Source organism: Kitasatospora sp. NPDC052868, assembly GCF_044547105.1.
In the GTDB taxonomy this organism is placed as follows: domain Bacteria; phylum Actinomycetota; class Actinomycetes; order Streptomycetales; family Streptomycetaceae; genus Kitasatospora.
Window position 1 is genome coordinate 109485 of record NZ_JBITZW010000012.1, and the last position, 24940, is coordinate 134424.

General features: G+C 74.5%; 18 protein-coding genes. 10 read left to right on the plus strand and 8 right to left on the minus strand.

Annotated features, from left to right (window positions below; all coding sequences use genetic code 11):
• Positions 1–76: 76 nt before the first annotated feature.
• Positions 77–1498 carry an amidase gene (locus tag ACIGZJ_RS21610; RefSeq protein ID WP_396458725.1) on the minus strand — a complete coding sequence of 474 codons (1422 nt, stop codon included), beginning with the start codon at positions 1496–1498 and terminating at the stop codon, positions 77–79.
• A gap of 215 nt (positions 1499–1713) precedes the next feature.
• Here ACIGZJ_RS21610 and ACIGZJ_RS21615 point away from each other — a divergent pair, with 215 nt between their 5' ends.
• The gene (locus ACIGZJ_RS21615; protein WP_396458726.1) at positions 1714–2772 is read left to right on the plus strand and encodes a LacI family DNA-binding transcriptional regulator; all 1059 of its coding nucleotides are present in this window, start codon (positions 1714–1716) and stop codon (positions 2770–2772) included.
• A 111-nt stretch (positions 2773–2883) separates the two neighbouring features.
• Here the strand turns inward: ACIGZJ_RS21615 and ACIGZJ_RS21620 are convergent, their stop codons facing one another.
• The gene (locus ACIGZJ_RS21620) at positions 2884–5781 is read right to left on the minus strand and encodes a glycosyl hydrolase (protein WP_396458727.1); all 2898 of its coding nucleotides are present in this window, start codon (positions 5779–5781) and stop codon (positions 2884–2886) included.
• Positions 5782–6018: 237 nt separating this feature from the next.
• Here ACIGZJ_RS21620 and ACIGZJ_RS21625 point away from each other — a divergent pair, with 237 nt between their 5' ends.
• The 9 genes from ACIGZJ_RS21625 (at position 6019) to ACIGZJ_RS21665 (ending at position 18529) form a co-directional block, all read left to right on the plus strand.
• A complete protein-coding gene (locus ACIGZJ_RS21625) occupies positions 6019–7308 on the plus strand; it encodes an extracellular solute-binding protein (RefSeq protein WP_396458728.1) in 1290 nt (429 codons plus the stop codon).
• Between the two features lie 38 nt (positions 7309–7346).
• Positions 7347–8288, plus strand: a complete 942-nt coding sequence (locus tag ACIGZJ_RS21630) for a carbohydrate ABC transporter permease (RefSeq protein ID WP_396458729.1) — start codon at positions 7347–7349, stop codon at positions 8286–8288.
• Positions 8289–8293: 5 nt separating this feature from the next.
• The gene (locus ACIGZJ_RS21635; RefSeq protein WP_396458730.1) at positions 8294–9130 is read left to right on the plus strand and encodes a carbohydrate ABC transporter permease; all 837 of its coding nucleotides are present in this window, start codon (positions 8294–8296) and stop codon (positions 9128–9130) included.
• Positions 9131–9158: 28 nt separating this feature from the next.
• A complete protein-coding gene (locus ACIGZJ_RS21640) occupies positions 9159–10628 on the plus strand; it encodes a GH1 family beta-glucosidase (protein WP_396458731.1) in 1470 nt (489 codons plus the stop codon).
• 223 nt (positions 10629–10851) lie between these two features.
• A complete protein-coding gene (locus tag ACIGZJ_RS21645) occupies positions 10852–12021 on the plus strand; it encodes a serine hydrolase domain-containing protein (RefSeq protein WP_396458732.1) in 1170 nt (389 codons plus the stop codon).
• A gap of 210 nt (positions 12022–12231) precedes the next feature.
• Entirely contained in the window at positions 12232–14295 is a 2064-nt protein-coding gene (locus tag ACIGZJ_RS21650) for a SpoIIE family protein phosphatase (protein ID WP_396458733.1), read from the plus strand.
• 67 nt (positions 14296–14362) lie between these two features.
• Entirely contained in the window at positions 14363–15271 is a 909-nt protein-coding gene (locus tag ACIGZJ_RS21655) for an Lrp/AsnC family transcriptional regulator (protein WP_396458734.1), read from the plus strand.
• 151 nt (positions 15272–15422) lie between these two features.
• Positions 15423–16886 (plus strand): APC family permease, encoded by a 1464-nt coding sequence (locus ACIGZJ_RS21660; RefSeq protein ID WP_396458736.1) that lies wholly within the window; start codon positions 15423–15425, stop codon positions 16884–16886.
• Positions 16883–18529, plus strand: coding sequence for an amidohydrolase (locus ACIGZJ_RS21665; protein ID WP_396458737.1), 1647 nt, complete (start codon positions 16883–16885; stop codon positions 18527–18529). The genes ACIGZJ_RS21660 and ACIGZJ_RS21665 overlap by 4 nt, the downstream gene beginning before the upstream one ends.
• Before the next feature lie 74 nt (positions 18530–18603).
• Here the strand turns inward: ACIGZJ_RS21665 and ACIGZJ_RS21670 are convergent, their stop codons facing one another.
• From ACIGZJ_RS21670 to ACIGZJ_RS21695, 6 genes are all read right to left on the minus strand, one after another.
• A complete protein-coding gene (locus ACIGZJ_RS21670) occupies positions 18604–20292 on the minus strand; it encodes a S8 family serine peptidase (protein ID WP_396458738.1) in 1689 nt (562 codons plus the stop codon).
• A gap of 187 nt (positions 20293–20479) precedes the next feature.
• Positions 20480–21244: a zinc ribbon domain-containing protein gene (locus tag ACIGZJ_RS21675; protein WP_396458739.1), complete on the minus strand. Its 765-nt coding sequence runs from the start codon at positions 21242–21244 to the stop codon at positions 20480–20482.
• 398 nt (positions 21245–21642) lie between these two features.
• On the minus strand, positions 21643–22215 hold the full coding sequence (locus tag ACIGZJ_RS21680) for a phage tail protein (RefSeq protein ID WP_396458740.1): 573 nt from the start codon (positions 22213–22215) through the stop codon (positions 21643–21645).
• Positions 22212–24173, minus strand: a complete 1962-nt coding sequence (locus tag ACIGZJ_RS21685) for a putative baseplate assembly protein (RefSeq protein ID WP_396458741.1) — start codon at positions 24171–24173, stop codon at positions 22212–22214. Before ACIGZJ_RS21685 ends, ACIGZJ_RS21680 begins: the two co-directional genes overlap by 4 nt.
• Positions 24173–24595, minus strand: coding sequence for a GPW/gp25 family protein (locus tag ACIGZJ_RS21690; protein WP_396458742.1), 423 nt, complete (start codon positions 24593–24595; stop codon positions 24173–24175). Before ACIGZJ_RS21690 ends, ACIGZJ_RS21685 begins: the two co-directional genes overlap by 1 nt.
• Entirely contained in the window at positions 24595–24912 is a 318-nt protein-coding gene (locus ACIGZJ_RS21695) for a PAAR domain-containing protein (RefSeq protein WP_396458743.1), read from the minus strand. The genes ACIGZJ_RS21690 and ACIGZJ_RS21695 overlap by 1 nt, the downstream gene beginning before the upstream one ends.
• Positions 24913–24940 lie beyond the last annotated feature (28 nt).

Here is a 24940-nt window from a genome sequence, read left to right on the forward strand (position 1 = left end):
TCTGTAGGGCCTCGGCCGGCAGGCCTCGGCCGGGTGCGAGGCGGCGGATGCCCCGGTGCGACCCCGGCCGGGCGCCTCAGGTCCGGGCGTTCTGCAGGTCCTGGATCCGCCGCCACGGCCGCTCCGCCTCCAGCGCGAAGGCCAGCTCCAGCAGGATCCGCTCCCGCCCGTTCGCCGCCGAGAGGTGGACGCCGATCGGCAGGCCGTTCGCCGCCTCCCCCGCGGGCAGGGCGATCCCCGGGCCGCCCGTCACGTTGTTGACGGGGGTGAAGGCCACATAGCGGTTCAGCCGGTCCAGCAGCTCCTCGAAGGCGACGTTCGGGCTCAGGTGCCCGATCGGCGGGGCCACGTGCGCCAGCACCGGCGAGAGGATCACGTCGTGCTCGCGGAACAGGCCCGCGTAGGTCTGCTCCGCCTGCCGCAGCCTGCGCAGCACGCCCGGCGTCCGGAGGAACTCGCGCTGGAAGCGGCGGCGCAGCCCGAGGGTCAGGCCGTCCAGCTTCCGGGCCTGGAAGCCGCGGTCCAGCACCAGCTTGCCCGTGGCGGCGATCAGGAAGGCGAGGTAGCCCCAGTACAGCGTGAAGTCCCGGGCGAACTCGGCCCCGAACGGCAGCGCCGCGGGGGTGACGAGGTGGCCCATCCCCTCCAGCCGTGCCGCCGTCTCCTCGACGGCCCGGCGGGTCTGCTCGTCGGTGGTGGCCATCGGCGAGTCCAGCACCAGCCCGATCCGCAGCGGCCGCTCCCCCGGGCCCTCCACCAGTCCGAGCGGGGGCAGTGCGGGATTGCGGTAGTGCCGCTCGGCCGCCGCGAGGAAGGCGGCGGTGTCGCGGACGGAGCGGGTGACCACGCCGTCCGTGATCAGGTCGATCGGCAGCCGCTTGCCCTGGCCGTTGGCCACCGTCCGCCCGCGGGTCGGCTTCAGGCCGACCAGTCCGCAGCAGGCCGCCGGGATCCGGATCGAGCCGCCGCCGTCGTTGGCGTGGGCGATCGGCACCACGCCGGCCGCGACCAGGGCGGCCGCACCGCCGGAGGAGGCCCCCGGCGAGTGCGAGGGCTTCCACGGGTTGCGCACCGGCGGCGCGTCGGCGAACTCCGTCGAGGCGTTGAGGCCGAACTCCGGCAGCCTGGTCTTGCCCAGCACCACCAGGCCGGTGCTCAGGAACTGGTCCGCGAACCCCGCGTTGCGCCGCGCCGGGCGGGCCTGGAACGCCGCGCTGCCCTGCCCGGTCGGCAGGCCCGCGAGGTCCACGTTGTCCTTCAGATAGGTGGGCACGCCGAACAGCGCACCGCCCGCGCCGGCCGGGGCGCTGCGCGGCTGCTCGTAGACCGCGTACGCGACCGGCGCCAGCTCCCCCTCGACCTGCCGGGCCCGCTCCGCCGCGGCGGCGGCCAGCTCCCCGGGAGCGACCTTGCCCGTGCGCACCAGCTCCGCCAGCGCCACGGCGTCGTGCTCGCCCAGCGCGTCGTCGCCGAATGCGTGGATCCGCTTGTCAGCCATGCGAACTCCCTCGTCCTTACCGGCCGGTAATACCGTGCGGGTTCAGCAGTGTAGGGGCGCGCGGGGGCGGCCGACACCCCGCACCGGCCGGTGCCGCCCGGCGTGGGGGCGGAGCGCGGCCGGTTTCCCCGAAACAGTTCTGGGAGCGCTCTCACGCCGCGCCCGGTATCCGGATAGGCTCTGGGGGCGAAGCGTTTCCGGGAGAGGAGCCCAGGGTGGCGGAGCACACGGCGCGGCCGACACTGGAGTCGGTGGCCGAACGGGCCGGGGTCTCCCGGGCCACCGCGTCCCGGGTGGTCAACGGCGGGGCCGGGGTCCGGGAGTCGCTGCGGGAGAAGGTCCAGCGGGCGGTGGACGAGCTGGGGTACGCGCCCAACCTGGCCGCCCGCACCCTGGTGACCCGGCGGAACCAGGCGGTCGCGGTGGTGGTCGCGGAGCCGGAGAGCCGGCTCTTCTCCGACCCGTTCTTCGCCCAGCACCTGCGCGGGATCGGCCGCGAACTGTCCGACGCCGACAACCAGATGGTGCTGCTGCTGATCGAGGACCAGCGCGACTACGACCGGGTCGGCCGCTACCTGGCCGGCGGCCACGTGGACGGGGCGCTGCTGTTCTCCCTGCACCGGGCCGACCCGCTGCCGGAGATGGCCCGCCGGGTGGGCCTGCCGTTCGTGGTGGGCGGGCGGCCCGGCTGGCCGGGCGCGGAGTCCGAACGCGAACTGGTCTACGTGGACAGCGACAACCGCGGCGGTGCGCGGCTGGCCGTCGGGCACCTGGCCTCGCTCGGCCGGACGAGGATCGCCACCATCACCGGCCCGCTCGACCAGACCTCCTCGGTGGACCGCCTCGACGGCTACCGCGACCTGCTGCCCGACGGAGATCCGGCGCTGATCGCCGAGGGCGACTTCACCCCGGACGGCGGCGGCCGCGCGATGGCCGAACTGCTCACCCGCAGGCCGGATCTGGACGCGGTGTTCGCCGCCTCGGACGCGATGGCCTCGGGTGCGCTGCGGGTGCTGCGGGGGGCCGGCCGCCGGGTGCCGCAGGACGTGGCCGTGGTCGGCTTCGACGACGTCGAGTCGATCGCGGCCTGGACCGACCCCCCGCTCACCACCGTCCGGCAGGACATCGAGGGCATGGGCCGTCTGATGGCCAGGCTGCTGCTGCGCCGACTGGCTCAGGAGCACGGCACCGCGGCGGGCGGCCCCGGCCTGCGGGTGGGCGGACCCACCTCGGTGATCACCCCGGTGCACCTGGTGCACCGCGGCTCGGCCTGAGGCGGGCGGCCCTCCTCGAGTGAGCACGCCCCCGGCCCGGGCCGGGGGCGCCCGCCCGAAGGGCCCCGGCCGAGGTCATCGGCCGGGGCCCGAACAGGCTTGGGTTACCGGTCAGTTGTAAGGAATCCGCAGGACGGACTGGCTGCCCTGCGCCTGGGTGGCCGCCACCCTCAGCCGGGCCGGCGCGCTGCCGATCGCCGACCAGACCTCCAGCCGCACCGTGCCGTGGACGAGGTTGCCCGCCGTCCCGGTGGCCGACACCGGCCCGGCGCCCGCCCCGGAGTACCGCTCCCAGCCGTCCACCGGGTCGGTGGCGAAGTAGCGGTAGGTCTCGACCCGGTCGAAGGTGCCGTTACCGTCGAGGTCGTAGGAGACCCGGGCCTGCTGGCCCAGCCCGACGGCGCCGCCGGCGTCGACGAAGAGGTCGAAGTCGGTGCCGGCGCCCGGCCGCAGGGTGCCGGTGACATTGCGGATCTCGTAGCTCCTGGCCTGGTAGGGCGTGCCGTCGTGGTTGGTGCCGCCCGCCGAGGGGAGGGTGTCCACCGCCGCGCCGGACCCGTACGCCGTGGTGAGCGCGCCGGAGGCCTGGAGGTAGAAGGTGTTCCCGGTGGAGGACGGCACCGTCGGGGTCGCGGTCGGCGAAGGCGAGGCGGTCGGCGAGGCGGTCGGCGAGGCGGTCGGCGAGCCCGTCGGCGAGGGCGAGGCCCCGCCCGTCCCGCCGTCCTGGAAGGAGCCCCGCTCACTGGCGGTCGAACGGGCCGGCACCGTCAGGCTGTACCCGTCCGAGAACCGCACGGTGCGGGCGGCGGTGCCGTAGTTGTGCGCCACGTGCGTCCGGACGCCGCCGTTGGCGAACACCGCCGCGGTCGGACTGTCCGCCGTGGTGGCCGGATCCAGGGTGCCGAGCACGGCGAGGTTGCGGATCCAGTGGTCGGTGTGCGCCTTGGACTCGCCCTCCTCCGGGGTGTAACCGTCCTTCCCCGAATCCCAGTTGGCCTTGGCCGCGGCCGGGTCGGCGAGCGCCTGGAACTCCCAGAGCAGATCCCGCCAGTCGGTGAAGGTGCCGCCGTTGTTGGCCCGCAGCTCGTTCAGGTTCGCGGTGACGACGTCCTTGCGGCGCGCCAGGTAGAGCGAACCGCCCGTCACCGGAAGCACGTTGATGCCGTGGATCATGCCGGGGGCGGCGGTCCACCAGGTCGAGTAGGCCGCGCCGCTGCCCCAGACCATGCCCACGGTGTCGTGCCCGAAGGAGGCCGGGAAGACGCTGTGGTCGGCGTCGAACCAGTACTGCTGCACCGCGTTGGCCTCGGTGGTGTAGAGGTAGATGCCGAGGTCGCGCAGGGCGGTGTCGCCGGTGGCGGAGCCGTAGAGGATCAGCCCGGAGCTGAAGTTGAGCGACTCCGAGGAGGACTCCTCGTTGTTGCCCGCCGCGAAGGCGGCGTGGCCGGAGGCCCAGCCCTGGCCGGCGTACGGGTCGAAGTTGCGCAGCACCGGGAAGCGCGTGTCGGCGCGGTCGGCGTTGGCGGCGTCCTTGGCCAGCAGCTTGACCATCCCGCCCCAGGCCGCGTCGGCGGCCCACGCGGCGTCGTAGCGGGCCACCGTGGCGGCGGCCTGGACGAAGTACCCGTAGTGGAAGTGGTGGTCGTTGAGTTCGGCGTCGGTGCCGTAGGAGGCCGGGTAGCCGATCAGGGTCTTCCAGTCGGCGTCGTAGGCGAAGCCGGTGGATCCGCCGCCCTTGAACCAGGCCTGCAGTCGGCCCTTGATCAGCCCGAGCAGCTTGTCCCTGGTCGCTGCGTCACCCAACTGGTCCGCGATCGGTACGAGTTGGGCGAGCCGACCGAGCGCCTTGCCGGTCCAGTAGGTGTCGGTGGCGCCCTGGAACGGGTCGGCGGCGTCGGCCGCCTGGCGGACCAGGGCGCCCAGGGCCGCCCGGTCGGTCCCGCCGGTGTCCGGCAGTGAGGGCAGTACGCCGTTGACGCTCTGCACGGTGGTGAAGCCGTCGCCCTGGCGGACCTTCATCAGGCCGCGCGGGGAGGTGTAGGTGAGCGCGGTCAGCTGGTCCGCGGTGGCCGTCCACTGGTGGCGGTAGAGCGCCAGCAGGGTGCCGGTCCGGGTGCCCTCCTGGGGGGTCGTGGTGGCGGTGTACGTGGTGGCGAGGGTGCCCGCGGCGGCCTGGTACTGCCAGCCGACCCTGGTGTCGGTGACGAAGCTGTAGGCGTAGTCGCGGTACAGCGCGAGGTCGCCCGGCGAGGGCAGGACGGCCACCGAGTAGTAGTCCTTGGACCCCAGGGCGGCGGTCAGCGTCGTGCCGTTGACCGTCCAGTCGGTGCCGGTGGGCGCGAACAGGCCGTAGTGGTGGCCGCCGACGGTGATGCCGAGGACGTTGCCCTGGTCCGCGAAGACGGTGGGGGTGCCGGCCGCGGTGACCTGCGCGGCGCCGCCGGTGGCGTGGGCGTAGACGTAGGGCAGGCCGTGCCCGATGGTCGCGGTGAAGGTGTGCGCGCCGTCCGACCAGGAGGGGGTGACCGTCCAGTCGGACCAGCCGTCCACCCTGGTGTCCGGGGAGTTGAGCCCGGCCACGCCGAGGGTGAGGTCCCGGGTGTGGGTGAAGTCGTACTGGCGGCCGTCCGGGGTGACGGTCGGCGTGGTCGGGTAGCCGACCTCCAGTCCGGCGGCCTGCGCCTTGAAGGTGAACGGGTGGGCGTACATGTTCTCGGAGTACGGGTTGCCCGCGTAGCGCTGGTAGATCAGCGAGGACCACCAGTCGTTGGTGGGCGCGGCGCGGCCGGCCGTCCGGGCGGTGACCTTGGGGGTGACGGGGGCGCCGTCGGAGTTGCTCGGGCCGACGGTGCCGGCCGGGCGGCTGTCGCTGTAGCCGCCGAGTCCGACCGGGACGGTCGCCGCCGCGGCGGCGCTGCCGGCCCCGGTCAGGGCGGTCAGGGCGGCCGCGGCGGCCAGGGCGAGCGCGGTCACGGCGGCGGCCGGTCTGCGCAGAGGGCGGTGCTTCATGAGTGGTCCACCTCGGGGTGGGGGATGGAGGGGTGGATTGAAAGCGCTCTCAGCGATCGGACGGTAGAGGGGTCGGTGAGGGGGTGTCAACGGGCCCGACCGGATCCGATGCATTCAGATCTCGAAGGCACGGCCGCCACAACCCCCTCGGTTACGTTCAGGTTTCAGGGTCTTGACGGCCGGGCTACCCGACGGGCAGTCTCCCGACATCACTGAGAGCGCTCTCAAGGAGATTCCATGCGCCCCAGCTCTGTCGCCGTCGGCTCCGCCGCCCTCGCGGCCGCCCTGCTCCTCACCTCCTGCGGCAGCTCCGGCGGCTCCGCGGACACCGCGGCCGGCGGCAAGGTGACCCTCACCGTGGACCTCTTCGGGACCTTCGGGTTCAAGGAGAGCGGCCTCTACGAGGAGTACATGAAGCTGCACCCCGGCATCACCGTCAAGCAGACCGACACCCAGGACGAGGCCCAGTACTGGCAGGCCCTGCAGACCAAGCTGGCGGGCGGCGGCGGCCTCGCCGACATCCAGGGCGTCGAGGTCGGCCGGGCCGCCGGCCTGATGCAGAAGCAGGCCGACAAGTTCACCGACCTCAGGACCCTCGGCCTCGGCGCGGTCAACGACGACCTGGTCCCCTGGAAGGGCGCCGCCGTGAAGGCCGCCGACGGCCGTGTGCTGGGCGCCGGCACCGACATCGGCCCCGAGGCGATCTGCTTCCGCACCGACCTCCTCAAGGCCGCCGGCCTGCCCACCGACCGCACCGAGCTGGCCGCCAAGTGGTCGACCTGGCAGGGCTATCTGGACCTCGGCCGGCAGTACGCCGGCAAGGCCGCCGCCGGCAACACCTGGACGGACAGCGCCGCGGGCGTGTTCACCGCCGAGGTCGGCCAGCAGAAGGTCCGCTACGCCGACGAGGCCGGCAAGCCCGTCCACGACAGCAACCCGGCCGTACAGAGCGCCTGGGCGGACGCCACCCGGCTGGTCGCCGACGGCCTCTCCGCGAAGCTGCCGCAGTGGACCCCGGAGTGGAACAAGGCCTTCACCACGGGCAGGTTCGCCACCCTCAGCTGCCCCGCCTGGATGATCGGCTACATCAAGGGCCAGGCCGGCACGGCCGGTTCGGGCACCTGGGACATCGCCCCCGGCCCCGGCCGGACGGGCAACTGGGGCGGCTCCTACCTGACCGTCCCGAAGAGCGCCAAGCACCCCAAGGAGGCGGCCGAGCTGATCCGGTGGCTCACCGCCAAGGAGCAGCAGACCACGCTCTTCACCAAGCAGGGCTCCTTCCCGTCCTCCACCGGTGCGCAGACGGCCATCAAGGGCGTCCAGGACCCGTACTTCAACAACGCCCCGATCGGCGAGATCTTCAGCGAGTCCGCCGCCAACATGCCGGTCCAGGTGCTCGGCGTGGACGACGGCGTGATCGGCAAGGCCTTCACCGACGCCCTCGGCGAGGTCGAGCGGACGGGCACCGCGCCCGACACCGCCTGGAAGCACGCGCTGGACACCGTCCGCAAGGCCGTGGGCAACTGACGGTACGTCGGATACGTCGGATTCTCCAAGGGACCTCCATGGCCACCACCACCTCGGCCCGGCTGCCCGCGGCCCGCCCGGCCGGGGCCCGCCCGCGCCGGTCCGGGCGGCTCGCCCCGTACGGCTTCGTCGCGCCGTTCTTCGTCCTGTTCGCCGCCTTCGGCCTCCTCCCGCTGCTCTACACCGCCCATGTCTCGCTGCACCGCGTCGAGTTGCAGACCTCCGACCGGATGGACTGGCTGGGCCTGCAGAACTACACCCGGCTGCTGGACGACCCGTTCTTCTGGAACGCGCTGCGCAACACCTTCACCATCGGCGTGCTCTCCACCGTCCCGCAGCTGCTGATCGCCCTCGGGCTGGCCCATCTGCTCAACTACCGGCTGCGCGGCCGCACCTTCTTCCGGGTGGCGATGCTGATGCCGTACGCGACCTCGGTCGCCGCCGCCACCCTGGTCTTCGCCCAGCTCTTCGGGCGCGACTACGGGCTGATCAACTGGCTGCTGGGCAGCGTCGGGCTGAGCCCGGTGGACTGGCAGGCCGACACCTGGGCCTCGCAGTTCGGCGTCTCCGCGATCGTGACCTGGCGCTGGACCGGCTACAACGCGCTGATCTACCTGGCCGGCATGCAGTCCATCCCCGGCGAGCTGTACGAGCAGGCGGCGGTGGACGGCGCCTCGCGCCTGCAGCAGTTCCGCCACGTCACCGTGCCGGGCCTGCGCCCGACCATCGTGTTCACCGTGGTGGTCTCCACCATCGGGGCCACCCAGCTGTTCGGTGAACCGCTGCTGTACGAGGGCAACGCCGCCGGCGGCATCTCCCACCAGTACCAGACCCTCGGCCTCTACCTGTACGAGCAGGGCTGGAGCTTCTTCCACCTGGGCCGCGCCGCGGCGGTGGCCTGGGTGATGTTCCTGCTGATCGTCGTACTCGCCCTGGCCAACGCGGCGATCGCCGCCCGAGCCGGCCGAAGGGACCGGTGACCGCCATGCGCTCCACCCGACGCTCCCCGCTGCACGGCGGCCCGCTCGCCTACACCGTGCTGGCCCTCGCCACGCTGGTGTCCGTCTTCCCGTTCTACTGGACGGTCGTGGCCGCGAGCCGGTCCAACTCCGAGCTCAGCGCGGCCACTCCGGCCCTCACGCCCGGTCCGGGCCTGTTCCGCAACCTCGGCGAGGCCCTCCAACAGGCCTCGATCGGCACCGCGTTGCTCAACTCCCTGCTGGTCTCCGGCACCGTCACCGCGGGGGTGGTGCTCTCCTCCACCCTCGCCGGGTTCGCCTTCGCCAAGCTGCGGTTCCGCGGCCGCGGCCTGCTGCTGGCGGTCACCGTGGGCACCATGATGATCCCGCCGCAGCTCGGGGTGATCCCGCTGTTCATGCTGATCGTCCGGCTCGACCTGCAGAACAGGCTGCCCTCGGTGATCCTGCCCTCGCTGGTCTCGGCGTTCGGGGTGTTCTTCATGCGGCAGTTCCTCGTCCAGGCGCTGCCCGACGAGCTGATCGAGGCCGGCCGGGTCGACGGCGCCTCGCTGTTCCGGATCTTCCGCTCGATCGTGCTGCCGGCGGCCCGGCCGGGCATGGCCGTGCTCGGCATGCTGACCTTCATGGCCACCTGGAACGACTTCTTCTGGCCGATCGTGGCCCTCAGCTCGCAGAACCCCACCGTGCAGGTCGCGTTGAAGTCCCTCGGCCAGGGGTACGTCCCCGACCAGTCCGTCATCATGGCCGGCACCCTCCTCGGCACCCTGCCCGTCCTGCTGGTCTTCGGCCTGCTGGGCCGCCAGATCGTCGGCGGGATCATGCAGGGCGCCGTCAAGGGCTGACGCCCGACTCACCGCCAAGGAAGGCGACATGACCCTCGAAGCCCCCACCTCCCCGACCGCACCCACCGCCTCCACCGCCACCGCCTCCACTGCCGCTCCGACCCGCTCCGGGTTCCCCGCCGGATTCGTCTGGGGTGCGGCCACCGCCGCCTACCAGATCGAGGGCGCCGCCGCCAAGGACGGCCGCACCCCCTCGATCTGGGACACCTTCAGCCGGCGCCCCGGTGCCGTCCGCAACGGCGACACCGGCGACATCGCCGCCGACCACTACCACCGCTACCGCGAGGACGTCGCACTGATGGCCGAACTCGGCCTGGGCGCCTACCGGTTCTCGCTCGCCTGGCCGCGCGTCCAACCCGGCGGCCGCGGCCCGGCCAACCCGGCCGGCCTGGACTTCTACGACCGGCTGGTGGACGAGCTGCTGGCCCGCGGCATCGGCCCGGTCGCCACCCTCTACCACTGGGACCTGCCCCAGGAGTTGGAGGACGAGGGCGGCTGGACGGCCCGGGACACCGCGTACCGCTTCGCCGAGTACGCGGCGCTGGCCGCCGACCGGCTCGGCGACCGCGTCCCGACCTGGACCACCCTCAACGAGCCCTGGTGCAGCGCCTTCCTCGGCTACGGCAACGGTGTGCACGCACCCGGCCGCACCGATCCGGCCGCCGCACTCACCGCCCACCACCACCTGCTGCTCGCCCACGGCCTCGCCACCGGCGTGCTGCGCGAGCGGCTCCCGGCCGCCGCCCAGGTGTCGCTCACCCTCAACCTGGCCGCCGTCCGCCCGCTGACCGCCGACCCCGGGGACGCCCGGGCCGCCCGCCGGATCGACGGCCTGGCCAACCGGATCTTCCTGGACCCGGTGTTCCACGGCCGCTACCCCGCCGACGTCCTGGCCGACACCGCGCACGTCACCGACTGGGCCTTCGTCCAAGACGGCGACCTCGCCGAGATCTCCCGGCCGATCGACTCGCTCGGCCTCAACTACTACACCCCCACCGTGGTCGCCGCCGACGACCCGGCCGCCCCGGCGCCGCGCCAGGACGGCCACCAGGGCGAGCGCTCGCCGTGGCCCGCCGACGAGGGCGTCCGCTTCCTCCCCGCCGAGGGCAGCCGCACCGCGATGGGCTGGCCGGTCGACGCCGACGGGCTGTACGAGCTGCTGACCCGGCTGCGCGACGACCTGCCCGGCCTGCCGCTGCTGGTGACGGAGAACGGCGCGGCCTACGAGGACTACGCCGACCCCTCCGGGGCGGTGCACGACCCCGAGCGGGTGGCCTACCTGCACGGCCACCTCGACGCCGTCCGCCGCGCGATCGCCGACGGCGCCCCGGTGCGCGGGTACTTCCTCTGGTCGCTGCTGGACAACTTCGAGTGGGCGTACGGCTACGGCAAGCGGTTCGGCATCGTCCACGTGGACTTCGCCAGCCAGCGCCGCACCCCCAAGGACAGCGCGCACTGGTACGCCGAGGTCGTCCGCACCGGGCGGCTGCCCGGCTGAGCGGCGCACCGGGGTCGGCCGGCCCGGGGCCCGCGGCGGTGGAACGGGCCCCGCACTGGTGGAACACGGCCCGCAGCGGTGGGACGGGGGAATACTCCTGGGGCAGGTGGGGTTGACGCACCGGCAGGTCGGCGACCCGGGGGGTGGCATCCCCTCCGTGGTCGCCGCACCGGCGCCACCGAGCCCGGCCCACCGCGCCGGGTCCGTCATCGAGGGGGAGCAGATGTCGAGCAGTGCCGCCGTCCACGGGAGCGTCGCACCGGGTTACGAGCAGGTGCGGGAGGAGTTCGCCGCCGTGGCCGCCGCCGGCTCCGACCTCGGCGCCCAACTGGCCGCCTACGCCGACGGCCGCCGGGTGGTGGACCTCTGGACGGGCGAGGGCGTGACGGCCGACTCGCTGTTCGCGCTGTTCTCCTCGGCCAAGGGCGCCGCCCACCTGGTGGTCGCCCTGCTGGTCCAGGAGGGCGTGCTCGACCTCGACGAGCGGGTGGCCCGGCACTGGCCGGAGTTCGCCGCCGAGGGCAAGGGCGGCCTCACCCTGCGGCAGCTGCTGGAGCACCGGGCCGGACTGATCGGCGTCGACGGCGGCTTCACCTTCCGGGAGCTGGCGGACGACCGGCTGCTCGCCGCCCGGCTGGCCGGGCAGAAGCCGTACTGGGAGCCCGGGACGGGCTACGGCTACCACGCCTTCGTGATCGGCGCGCTCACCGGCGAGGTGGTGCGCCGCCGCACCGGGCGCTCCGTCCAGGAGCTGTTCGAGGAGCGGATCCGGGCCCCGTACGGCCTCGACTTCCACCTCGGCCTGCCGGTGGAGCTGGAGCCGCGCTACCTCCCGGTCCAGGCCGCCCGGCTCACCCCGGAGCAGGAGGCGCTGGCCGCGGCCGGTGCGCCCGCCCCCGACAGCCTCACCGGGATCGCCTTCAACCTCAACGCCACCCCGCCCACCGACCTGGTGGAGTTCGCCAACACCCGTGCGGTGCGCGCCCTCGGCCCGGCCTCCGCCGGCAGCGTCGGCACCGCCCGCGGGCTGGCCGCGATGTACGCGGCGGCCATCGGCGAGGTCGACGGCCGGGCGCCGCTGCTGACCCCGGAGACGGTCGCCGAGTTCGGCCCGGCCCGGACGTTCGGCACCGACCTGGTCACCGGCGAGCAGGACCACTTCGGCCTCGGCTTCGAGGCGCAGCACTCCCGCTACCCGTTCCTGGGCCGCGACGCGTTCGGGCACAGCGGCGCGGTGGGCGCGCAGTCCTTCGCCGATCCGCGCAGCGGCGTCGGCTACAGCTACACCCGGCGCCGCTTCGGCTTCGGCGACGGTGGCGGCGCCGTGGAGAACCACCGGCTGGCGGCGGCGGTGGTCCGGGCCGCCGAGGCCGCCCGCGCCACCACGGCCTGAGGTACCGGACGGGGGGCGGACCGGCGCCCGGCGGTTGCGACACGTCGGACCGCCGAGCGGCGGTGCGGCCCGTCTGCGCCCCGGTCCGCCGGTAGCGTGCGGGGGGAGGCCGCCGTCGATCACCGCTGATCGGCTCCCGGCCGCCGATCGCCGAGCGGCCGGGGCGCTGCGCGTGCCGCCGCGACTGCACCGCCGAAGGGGACGAGACGGGTGGCCGAGCCTCAGCTGACACCGGAGGTCTTCGACCGGGCCATCGTGGCGATCGCCCTGACCGCGGGGCCGGAGCACGTCCTGGTGTACCGCAACGACGCCTTCCTCGCCCTGTTCGGTCCGCGGCCGACCGGCCGGCCGATGCGGGAGCTGTTCACCGAGCCGGGGGTGAACCGGTTCCTGGAGTCCCTCGACGTGGTCCTCGCCGGCGGGACGGCCCGCCAGGTCACCACGCCCCGCACGGTGGAGACCTCGCACGAGGACCCGGAGGGCCACCGGCACTTCGTCTACAGCTGCTCGCCGGTCTCCTCCCGGTTCGGCCCCGGTGTGCTGGTCTCCGCGATCGACACCACCGCCGAGGTGCACTCCGCGCACCAGGCCGAGCAGCTGTCGACCGAGCGCCTGCACGCGCTGCAGCGCTACGAGGCGCTGATGTCGGCGGTCTCCCAGCTGGTCTGGCTCACCCGGGCGGACGGCTCGATGGTGGAGCTGGTCCCGGGCTGGGAGGAGCTGACCGGGCACCCCTGGCGGGACACCATGGACGAGGAGTGGTTCGAACTCATCCACCCGCAGGACCGGGACGCGCTGGCCCGGTCCTGGCTGGAGGCGGCGGAGGGCGAGCCGTCGATGTTCGAGCACTCCTTCCGGGTGCGGACCGCCGGCGGGGAGTACCGCCACATCGCCGCCCGGGCGGTGCCGATCGTGCGCGACGGCCGGCTGGTGGAGTGGATCGGCGCCACCTCCGACATCGAGGACCGGTGGCGCAACCGGCTGCGCGAGCGCCTCCTCGCCCGCGCCGTCGCGGTCACCGAGGCCACCCGCGCCGAGGACGCCTTCGCGGCCGTCGCCGAGCTGGTGGTCCCCGACCTCACCGACGCCTGCACCGTGTTCCTGCTCTCCGGGCGGGAGCACTCCTCGCAGCCCGACGAGATCCGCGGCATCCGGATCGCCTCGATCGCCCGGCCCGGTCTGCCGCCGCTGCCGGCCCTGCGCCAGCAGACCTTCGTGCTCGGCCCCGCCGCCCGCCGGGTGGTGGCCGACCGCACCCCCGTGGTGCTCACCTTCACGCCCGACCGGGTGCCGCCCGGCCTGGTCCCCGCGGAGTCCTCCCGGTGGCTGGCCCGGGCCGGCGCGACCAGCCTCACCCTGCTGCCGATCGTCATCGACGGCGCCACCGTCGCGCTGGCCGCGGCCGCCGGGTGCGACGGCACCCCGCCGCCGGGCCGCGCCGCCATCGAGCTGCTCCAGGAGGTGCTGCAGCGCGCCCAGGCGCCGCTGCGCCAGACCCTGGAGCTGCAGCGCACCCGGCATGCGGCGCTCGTCCTCCAGCGGGCCCTGCTGACCGCCCCGCCGGCCGTGCCCGGGGCCGAGCTCGCCGCCCGCTACCAGCCGGGCAACCGCGCCGCCGAGGTCGGCGGCGACTGGTACGACGCCTTCGTGCTGCCCGACGACTCCCTCGCGCTGACCATCGGCGACGTGGCCGGCCACGACCTGACCGCCGCCACCACGATGGGCCAGCTGCGCAGCATGCTGCGGTCCATCGCCTACAACCGCACCCATCTGCACACCCCCGCCTACGCCCTCGCCGAGCTGGACGCCGCCGCCGACGGGCTCGGTGTCGCCGCCTTCGCCACCGCGATCCACCTGCACCTGGCGCGGACCGGGGACGGCGGCTGGCAGGCGGCCTGGTCCAACGCCGGGCACCCGCCGCCGCTGCTGGTCCCCGCCGACGGTCCCGCCCGGTTCCTCACCGCAGACGAGGCCGATCTGCCGCTCTGTGTGGCCCCCGCCGAGGCGCGCCACACCCACGAGTCGGTGATCGGGCCCGGCGACACCCTGCTGCTGTACACCGACGGGCTGGTCGAGGTGCCCGGCGAGAACCTGGCCGCCGGTCTGGAGCGGCTGGCCGACGCCGCCGACGCGGGGCACGGCCTGCCGCTCGGGGCGCTCTGCGACCAGCTGCTCGCGGAGGTCCCGGACGCCCGCGACGACATCGCCCTGATCGCCTTCCGGGCCGGCTCCCCGACGTCGCCGTCCGTACCGGGCCCGCCGCAACCGGGCTGACCGGCGGCGGGCGGCCGGGTGCGGGTAGATTGCCTGGATCCTCCGCCCCGCCCCCCAGGAGCTCCCCGTGCTCGACACCACCGATGCCGCCCTGGTGCGCGAACTGCAGCGGGACGGCCGGGTCAGCTACCAGCGGCTGTCCGAACTCCTCGGCATCTCGCGGGAGGCGGCGCGGGCCCGGGTGCAGCGGCTGCTCCAGCACGGCGAGGTGCGGATCGTCGGCATCGTGCCGCCCGCCGTCGCCGGGATCGAGGCGGTCGCCCACGTGTCCCTGGACGTGTCCGGTCCGAGCGGGCCGGTCGCGGCGGTGGCGGCCGGGCGCCGGGCGACCAGCTTCGTCTCCTGCACGGCCGGGCCGCACGGGGTGATCGCGGAGGTCCGGGTGGCCGACGCGGCGGCGCTGGAGCGCGAGTTCGCGGCGCTGCGGGCGGCGCCCGGGGTGCGCGGGCTGGAGGTGTTCCGCTGCGCCGAGCTGGTCCGGGACGCCTACTCCCCCGAGGTCGCGGGGGTGCGGCCCGGTCCGCCGCCCGTGCTGGACGAGGCGGACCGCCGGCTGCTCGGGCTGCTGCAGCTCGACGGACGGGCCAGCTTCGCCGCGCTGGCCGAGCGGATCGGGCTGTCCCAGCCGGCCACCCGGGCGCGGGTGCTGCGGCTGCTGGAGGTGGGCGCGGTGCACGTGACCGGGCTGGTGGAGTCGCGCGCGCTGGGCGTGCGCGAGGCCGCCGGGGTGGGCCTGGGGGTGCTGGGGCCGGCCCGGGCGGTCGCGGAGGCGGCCGCCGCGCTACCGGGGGTGAACTACGTGGCGACCGGCTACGGGCGGTTCGACGTGGTCTGCGGGCTGGACGCCCCGGACCGGTCGGCGCTGCTCACCGGGCTGGAGGCGGTGCGCGGTCTGCCGGGGGTCGGCCGCTCGGAGTCCTGGTTCCACCTGGGGATCGTCAAGGAGTCCTACACCTACGATCTGCCCATCCGGTAGGCGTTTCACTTGCCCGGATTCAGCTATGCAAATGATCCGCCGAGCTGGAAACATTTGACAGGCGAAACGATACCTATACGCCCTTGACGCGTTCTTTTCGCCTCGCCTTCAATGGCCGGACACCTTCCCCCGCGAGAGATCCGGTCCCCCGATGACGTCTTCTCCTCCCCCACCGCCCGCGGTCGCGGCCCTGCCGCGCTCGCTGGGCGTCTTCGGCGGGGTCCTGCTGACCCTGTCGTGTGTGACGCCCGCGTCGTCGCTGTTCATCGTCGTGCCGCCGCTGCTCCAGTCGCAGGGCAGCGGCGCCGTCATCAGCCTGCTGGTGGCCGCCGCGCTCTCGCTCGGGGTGGGCCTGTGCTACGCCGAACTCGGCACCCTGGTGCCCAGCGCCGGCGGCGAGTACTCGATCGTCGGCCAGGTGCTCGGCCGGCTGGCCGGCTGGCTGGTGTTCGTGATCTCGATCGTCTCGCTGCTGGTGATCCCGCCGATCATCGCGCTCGGCACCGCGGACTACCTCGGCTCGGTGCTCTCGCTGGACCCGGCGGTCGCCGGCTGCGCCGTGATGGCCCTCGCCGTGGCGGTCGGCGTCCTGGACATCAAGTCCAACGCCCTGATCACCGGTGTCTTCCTGAGCCTCGAAGTCCTCGCCGCGGGCGTCGTCACCGTGCTCGGTCTGACCCACATCCAGCAGCCCGCCTCGACCCTGGTGCACGCGGTCGTCCCGGACGGACAGGGTGGCACCAGCCCCTTCACCCTCGGACTGCTGATCTCCGGGCTGGCCGTGGCGATCTTCACCTACAACGGCTTCGGCACCGCCGTCTACCTCTCCGAGGACCTGCGCGACCCGCGCCGCTCGGTCGCCCGGACCGTCCTGTGGTCGCTGCTGGCCGGGGTCCTCGTCATCACCGTCCCGGTGGTCGCCATCTGTCTGGGCGTCTCCTCCCCGGACCAGCTGGCCACGGGCGACCTGGTCGCCATCGTCGACTCCTGGGCGGGCAGCACGGTCGGCACCTTCGTCAGCCTCTGCATCGCCGCCGCCATCCTCAACGCCGTCATCGTGATGGTGATCCAGAACGGCCGGGTGCTCTACGCCTCCGCCCGCGACCGCACCTGGCCCGACCCGGTCAACCGCGCCCTCGCCACCCTGCACCCGCGCTGGGGCTCGCCCTGGGTGGCCACCCTCGCGATCGGGCTGCCCGGCGCGGTGCTGGCGCTGACCGTCCCGATCAGCGAGCTGCTCGGCTTCACCGGCGTGGTCGTCGCGGTGATCTACCTGCTGCTCGGGGTCGCCGCCCTCGCCGCCCGGCGCGGGCGCCACCGCTCCACCGGCGCCTGGCGGATGCCGCTGTGGCCGCTCGCCCCCGTCCTCACCACCCTGGTCCTCGGCTACACGCTCACCCGGCAGGCCGGCCGGGACCTGCTGATCACCCTCGCGGTGCTGCTCGTCGGGGTCCTCTACTGGTTCCTCTACCTGCGCCCGCGCAGCGCCACCCACTGGGTGCTGAGCCTCCCGGCCGACCAGGCCGGACAGGCCGACCCCGAGGGGCGCCCGGACCACGGCAGCCCGCTCCCCACCGTCACCACCGCCGCCGCCACCGTTTCGGAGAAGCCGTGAACCGCCCCGCGGAACTGATCGTCCACAACGCCCACGTCCACACCGTGGACGACCGGCGCCCCCGGGCCGAGGCGGTCGCCGTCCGCGACGGCCGGATCGCCTGGGTCGGCGACGGCGACGGCTGGCGCGACCTGGCCGGCCCCGGCACCGAGGTCGTCGACGCCCGCGGACGCCTGCTGGTGCCCGGCTTCGTCGACAGCCACAACCACGTCCGGCTGGGCTCCGACGCGGCCTGCGTCCAGCTGGCCGGCGCGGCCGACCTGCCCGAGATCGGCCGCCGGATCGCCGACTGGCTGCGGCGCAACCCGACCGCCGACTGGGTCGAGGCCGAGGCCTTCGACTACTCCGCCATCCCCGGCGGGCGGATGCCCACCGCCGCCGACCTCGACCCGTACACCGGCGACCGGCCCGCCTTCGTGCTCAGCTACGACGTGCACACCGCCTGGCTGAACACCGCGGCGCTGCGCCGCCTCGGCATCACCGCGGCCACCGGCGAACTCGCCTTCGGCACCGTGCAGAAGGACCAGGCCACCGGCGAACCCACCGGGTTCCTCACCGACTTCGCCGTCCGCGGCCTCTCCCGCGACGGCCACCGGGCGCTGCGCGCGGCCGGCGTCCCGTGGGCCGACCCGGACCGGCAGTACGGCCGGCTCTGCGCCAGCCTCGACATGGCCGCCCGGTACGGACTGACCACCGTCGTCGAGCCGCAGAACTCCCTCGACGACCTGGCCCTGTTCGAGCGGGCCATCGCGGAGGGCCGGCTGCGCTCGCGGCTGGTCGCCGCGCTGTTCCACCCGCGCGGCACCACCGCGGCGGATCTTGCGGAGTTCGCCGCGGCCGCCCGCCGGCACGACGGCGACCGGTTCCGGGTCGGCCCACTCAAGCTGTACATCGACGACGTGGTGGAGCCGCACACCGCCGCCCTGCTGGAGCCCTACGCGGGCCACCACAGCCACCGCGGCGAGACCTTCTACCCCGCCGAGGAGTTCGCCGAGGTGCTGGCGGGCCTGGACGCGGCCGGCTTCCAGGCCTTCGTGCACGCCACCGGCGACCGCGGCATCCGGACGGTGCTGGACGCCGTCGAGCACGCCCGCCGGGTCAACGGCGCCCGCGACGCCCGCCACCAGGTGGTCCACGTGGAGTGCCTCGACCCGGCCGACGTGCCGCGCTTCGCCGAACTCGGCGTGGTCGCCTGCATGCAGCCCCGGCACTGCTCGCCCGACATCGCCGGGCCGGGCCGCGACTGGGCCGCGGCCGTCGGCGAGCAGCGCTGGTCCAAGGCCTGGCCGATGCGCAGCCTCCAGCAGGCCGGCGCGGTGCTGGCCTTCTCCAGCGACTGGAACGTCGCCGAGATGGACCCGCTCGTCGGCCTCTACACCGCCGTCACCCGCCAGGGCCTGGCCGGCGGCGAGCCCTGGGTGCCCGACGAGACCGTCTCGCTGGCCACCGCCCTGCGCGGCTACACACTGGGCAGCGCCTACGCCAACTTCCTGGAGGACGGCCTGGGTTCGATCACCCCCGGGAAGCTGGGCGACCTCGTGCTGCTCTCCGAGGACCTCTTCGCGCTGGACCCGAAGGCCATCCTGGACGCCCGGGTCGACCTCGGCGTGGTCGGCGGCGAGGTCGTCCACCGGGCCGGCTGACGCCCGGGCCCGCGCGCACCGGTGCGGGGCGCCGCAGTACGCCCCGCACCGGCCTGTCGGGCCGAAGAGGTGGTTCAGAGGGCCTTGAGGCCGTCGAGGAGCTTCTGGCCGACGATGCTGCCGAGGCCGGTGCACGGGTCCCAGCCGGGCCCGGAGGCGAAGGCGCCGTTGCTGCCCCGGGTGACGTCCCGCAGGACGCCGGTCGCGAACTTCGCGTAGAGCAGTGGGTTGAGGAAGCCGACCTGGGCGGAGCCGGGCAGGGCCTGGTTGATCCGGGCGAGCAGGGCGGACCACATCGGGGCGGCAGCGCTGGTGCCGCCGATCTGGTTGAAGTGCACGCCGTCGATGCTCGGGATGACCACGCCGGTGCGGGGGTCGGCCAGTGCGGACACGTCGGGCACGCCGCGGCCGCGGCGGTGCGGCGGGTTGACCGAGCTCGGTACGTGGCTGGCGGCCTGGTACGCGGGCACCGGGAAGAACTCGCTGATGCCGCCGCCGGTCCGGCTGCCCGGGCCGTCGTCCCAGCACAGCTCGCTGACGACCTGCCCGTGGTCGACCACCAGACTGGTGCCGCCGATACCGAGCACGTGCGGGCTGGACGCCGGGAAGTCGGCGTGGGCGCGCTCGTCGTCGGCCTGGTCGCGGGAGCCGTCGTCACCCGAGGCGCAGCAGATGCTGATGTTCCGCTCGGCGGCGTTGGCGAAGGCGGCGTCCACCCGCTTCATCGCTGCGGCCGTCCACCGGCCGCCCGGGACCGCCTCCAGGTTGCCGTAGCTGGAGGAGATCACCGTGGGCCGGTTCTCGGTGTCGTTGATGATCCGGGTGATCAGGTCCACCCAGCCCTGTTCGGTGAAGGTGCTGAAGTAGACGACGATCTTCGCCTTCGGCGCGAGCGCACCGACGATCGCCAGGTCGAGCATGATCTCGCCGCTGGTGTCGGCGGTCTCGAAGTCGGCGTCCTGCCCGGGGTCGTTGCCGGGGGTGCCGACGCCCGGGACCACCACGTTGGTGATGTCCGGCATGTCCTGGTGCAGGACGTTGACGAAGTAGTTGCGCAGCGCCTTGAGCGAGTAGCCGCCGGACGGGATGCCGGGCGGCGTCTCGCCGTTGAAGGCGAGGACGGCGATGCACTGCCCGCTGCCGTCGGTGCCGGCCGGGTAGGCGTACGGCGCCTGGAGCTGCGGCGGGAGGAAGGCGCCCGGGCGGACGGTCGGGGTGGCGTGCGCGACCGGGACGGTGTCCGCGGCCCGGCGGATCAGCAGTCGTGAGCCGATCGGCCGGTCGTCCAGGCCGAAGACGCCGGTGACGATGCCGTCCAGCTCGGCGGGGACGAAGATCTGGCCTTCCCGGCCGCGGTAGGTCCGGGGGTTCCCGCCGGCGTCCTGGTAGCGGTAGCGGGCCAGCGTCACCTGGAAGGCGTCCGCCACGTCCCCGGTGGTGCCGGTGAGCTGGATGCTGCGGGCCATCGGGTCGGGGTTGTCGGCCTTGAGGCCGTGCGCGGCGGCGAACTCCTCGACCGCCTTGAGGTCGGTGTCCAGCCACTGGTGGGTGGCGGTGTACTGGTCGTCGGTGGGCACGGTGCGCCGGGTCGGCGCCTGGAGCGCCAGCTCGTAGACGTCCGGGCGGGCCGGCGCGTCGGGGGCGCGCCGCAGGTAGACCGTGACGGTCATGGGTGTCTGGGAGTGGGCCGGTCCGATGACCCGCGCTCCGCCGAGCGGAACGCGGGAGCTGTCCGGCAGCGCCACGTAGTGGGTGGTCGACATGATCGCTCCAGCGGTCGGGTCAGCGCCGGGAGCTCGCGACGGTGGGTCGTGCGCTTTCGACTGTCCGTATACGGCTCACGTTTAGGCCGTATACGGACAGCGTCTCTCCAGGTCCGGGCGACGTCAAGCGGTGCCCGGCGGCGCTTGGACGGCGTGCCGGGCGGCGGCCCGGTCGCCGCGCCGGGCCTCAGCTCCTCTGGAAGAACTCCAGCTCCGCCAGGGCGAGGTGGCGGTCGCCGTCCAGCCCGGCGGGGGCGTCGAGGGTCAGCCGGATCGAGGTGGCGTCGCTGATGCCGGTCGGGAAGGTCTGCGGACCGGGTTTGTCGCTCAGGGCAAGCCTCCTGACGGTCTTTCGGCCGTCCGACGCCGTCACCTCCATCTCGATCTGGAGCGCCCGGCCCTCGCGGGCGTAGTCCTCGGGCGAGGTCGAGGCGCCGTTGGTGACGATCACGGCCACCAGGCGGAACGGCTTGGCGAAGGTGTACGTCACCGAGGCGCCCGGGCCGGGCGCGCCCCAGTAGCGGTTGCTGAGGCCGTCCGTGGCGTCGCCGGCCGGGTGGCCGGGCACCTCGGCGCTCGCCTCCACCCGGACCGGGGTGACCGCCTTGCTCTTGCCCAGCTTGTCCCGGGTGTCCTCGAACAGGCTCCGGCCGGCCGGCAGCAGCAGGAAGCCGCCCGCGCCCAGGGCCAGCACCACGGCCAGGACCACCAGGAAGCGCGTGGTCCGGCCCGAGCCGGCCCGGGTGCGGCGGCGCAGCGGCCAGATCGTCCGCCACCAGGGCAGGGGCGGCGGGGCGGTACCGGGCGTGAGCGCCGTCGCGCAGCGGCGGCAGAAGCGGCGGTCGGGCGGGTTGGGCGTACCGCAGGAGGGACAGGGCACCCCGGCGCCGTCCTCGTCCACCTGGACCGGCCGGACGACCGGACGCGGCGCGACGGCCTTCGCGGGCCGCACGGGCTGCGGGGAGTCGGGTGGTGGGGAAGCAGTTGGCGGGGAAGCGGTTGGCGGGGCTGCGGGCAGTGCGACTGCGGGCGGTGCGGCCGCAGGTGACGGGGATTCGGGTGGCGGGGATGCCTTCGGGACGGCTGCCTTCGGGACGGCTGCCTGCGGGACGGCTGCCTGCGGCGTGGCGGGCGCAGCCGGTGGGTCGGTGGCCGGAGGCTCGGCCACTGCGGGGTCGGCGGCCGAGGGGTCGGCGGCCGGCGGCGTCGCGGTGCCCGGCGGCGGGGGTGCCGGGGCGGCGACGGGCGCGGTCGGGGTGTCCGACCAGCCCAGATAGGAACCGCAGTTGCCACAGAAGCCGTCCGTCGGGCCGTTGGACGCCCCGCACACGGGACACTCGCGCATCGCCGTCACCCCTCCTCACCCGCGGGCGGCCCCGACAGGACCTCCACCCGGCAGACCGTGTGGACCGGGCACAGGCTCCGGACCAGTGAGCGGACCCGGTCCGCGTCCACCTCGGACGCCGCTCCCCCGGGCCGCGGCCACACCCGTACGAGCACCTCGTCGGCCGGGGCGGGCGGCAGCGCGGCACCGGCCGTGCCCGACCAGGCGGCCCCGCCGTCCCCGCTGACCTGGGCGGAGACGCCCAGCACCAGGCGCAGCGCCTCGACCAGGCCGCGCCGGGTGCCGCGCCGGTGGTGCAGTTCCACCGCACGGGCCACCGCCTCGCGCCGCAGCTCCACCGGCCAGTGGGGGTCGTCGGCCGCGCCCACCCAGGTGGCCAACCAGGCCAGGAAGTCGGCCGGGGCCAGCCGCGGATCGAAGTACGAGGGCAGGTTGTCGAGGGTGGTGAACACCGGGGCCAGCACCGTGTCCAGCCCAGCGGTGAACCGCTGCGCGAAGTCGTCGTCGGCGTACAGCGCGGGCAGCTGGTCGCCGATCGGGTGCCGGCTGGGCAGGCCCGGCACCGCGGCCCGGCTCATCGGCGCACCTCCGGCTCGCGTGCGGTCACGACCACCTGGTGCTGGTAGGAGAAGACCAGCGCGCCCGCGCCGACCTCGATCCGGTCGACCGGGGCGCCGCGCCGGCCCGTGACCGGGTCGGCGGCGAACAGCCGGATCTCCTCCACCAGCACGTCCCCGACGGCGCGTTGCAGCACGCCGAACACCTCCCCGTACTGCACCGGCCGCCCGAACGGCCAGCCCGTCCCGTCGGGCCCGCCGCGCAACGGGTCGAGGTGGCGGAACAGCGCGCCGAGCGCCGCGTCGCGCACCCGGTCGGCCTCCGCGGCCGGTGCGGAGAGCCGGGCGACGACGGTGACGCCCTGGTAGACGGGCGGCTCCACGACGAGCCGGGTGCCGATCAGGCGCCGCTCGTCGAGGGTTCCGGCGATCCTGGCGAGGACCTGGTCGGAGGGGATCAGCTGCTCGAAGCGCAGCCGGTCGCCCTCGTCGGCCACCGCGTCCGGCACCACCAGGACGCGGACCGCGCCCGGCCCTGCGTCCCGGTCGGGCAGGCAGCGGACCCGGCGTACGGAGGGCGCCGCCTGGCGGGCGATGATCTCGTAGTCCTCGGCGGTCACCGCGCGCTCCTGCATGCGCAGCGTCTGCGGCGCCCGGAGCTTGGCGTTGTCGATCGTCTCGCCGGCGACGCCGCCACGCGCCGCCTCCCGGTTGACGACCCGGGCGACGTACGGGACGGAGCTGCGCAGGACGGAGACCGCGCCGCGCGAGACGTTGCCCGCCGGGCCGCCGCCGGTGCGGTAGCGGGCCACCCGGATCCGGGCGCCCTTGGACGGCACGGCCCCGCACGGGCGCAGGGTGCCGTCGGCCTCGCGCAGCACCGGCGGGAAGGCGAACTCCCCGGTGGTGGCGTCCACCCGGACGTGCCGGTCGGCCGGGCCCGAGCGCCCGAAGTGCTCGACCACCTCCCAGCGCTGCCAGCCGTCCGGCGAGGACACCTCCACCACCGGGGGCTCCCCGTCGAGCAGCACGGGCGGGCGGCCGAGCCGGAAGGACTGTCCCGCCACCCCCTCCGACACGCCGAGCGGTACGTCGGACACCCGTTCGGCGTGCTCCACCTCCGTCGTGCCGCCGACGGTGAAGACGGCGGCCTCGCGCACCGTCGGCGACTCCGAGTAGAACGGCTGGCCCGGCTCCGCCTCGGTGACCCGGCAGCGCAGCCAGCCCGCGCGGGTCCCGCTGACCAGCGACGCCGTGTGCCCGGCCGGGACGTACACGATGACCTCGCCGGGCCGGTTCAGGCCTCCGGTGCTGTCGGAGCCGGTCTCGCAGCGCTGCCACCGGCCGCCGTCCCACGCCTCCCACACCAGCGGGGGCTGGCGCGGGTCGACGCCGACGCCCTCGACGCGGCTGTCCAGGCGGACCGCCACCACGCAGCGCGGCACCGCCGTCGGCAGGCCGAACAGCAGCGCGTCGCCGGGCTCGGGCGCGGCCTGGAAGCACGGGATGTCCCGGCCCTCGGCCAGTGCGCCCGTCCGGTCGGTCTGCTCACCGGTGCGGGGCGCGGTGACCAGCCTGGTCAGCTCGCTCGGCACGATGCGCAGGTCGTCGGTGGTGGCGAAGACCACGGCCTCCTCGGTCTCGCCGGCCGCGGTCGTCACCTCGGTGCCCGCGGGCAGCGTCACCGTCTCCGGCTGGGGCGCCGACAGCCAGAAGTCGACGTCGGCGACGGCGGCCGACGGCGGGTACAGCCGGATGCCCAGCAGGTCCAGGAAGGCCAGGTAGTTCTTCTCCGGGACGCGGTTCAGCCGGTACAGCAGCTGGTCCACGAGGTAGGCGAAGGTCTCGATGAGGGTGACGCCCGGGTCGGAGACGTTGTGGTCGGTCCACTCGGGGGCGCGCTGCTGCACGTACCGCTTGGCCTCGTCGACGAGCTGCTGGAACCGTCGGTCGTCCAGGTTGGGGGAGGGCAGGGCCATCAGTCCGCGACCGTTTCCTCGGTCCCCTCCTCGGAGGGGATCGTGTAGAAGGGAAAGACCAGGTTGCGCCGGTCGTTGGTGCTGCGCACGGTGTAGCGCACGTCGATGTAGAGGGTGGCCGTCTCGACCGCGTCGAAGGCCACCACGACCTCGTCCACCGCGATCCGGGGCTCCCAGCGCTCCAGTGCCTCGCGCACCTGCCGGCCGATCCGCCCGGCGGTGCCGCCGTCGCCGGGGGCGAAGACGTACTCGTGGATGCCGCAGCCGAATTCGGGCCGCATCGGCCGCTCGCCGGGCGCGGTGCCCAGTACCAGGCGGATGGCCTCCTCCAGCTCCCGCTCCCGCTCGACCATGGCGATCCCGCCGGTGGGCCCGACCCGCAGGGGGAACGCCCAGCCGCGCCCGATGAACCGTTCGCCCATCACATGCCTCCGATCAGCACGTTCGGGGCGCCGGTCAGGACCATCGCGCCGCAGGCCGTCTGGTCGCGGGCCCGCGCGGCGGGCAGTCCGCCGATCAGCACCACTCCCCCGGCGACCGCCGACGGGCTGGGCATCAGCACGTTGCCCGGCCCCAGGGCCGCGTGCGGCGGCACCGGGCAGACGTGCAGGCTGCCCACCACCGCGGCGGGTTGGCCGCCGATCAGCACCGTCGCCACCTGTGCGGCGGTACCGGGCGGCGGGGTCGCGATCCGGCCACCGTGGTTGGTGGGGTCACCGGTACGGGCTGCGGCTGGCATCGGGGGCTCCTCGGGGCGAACGGTCGGG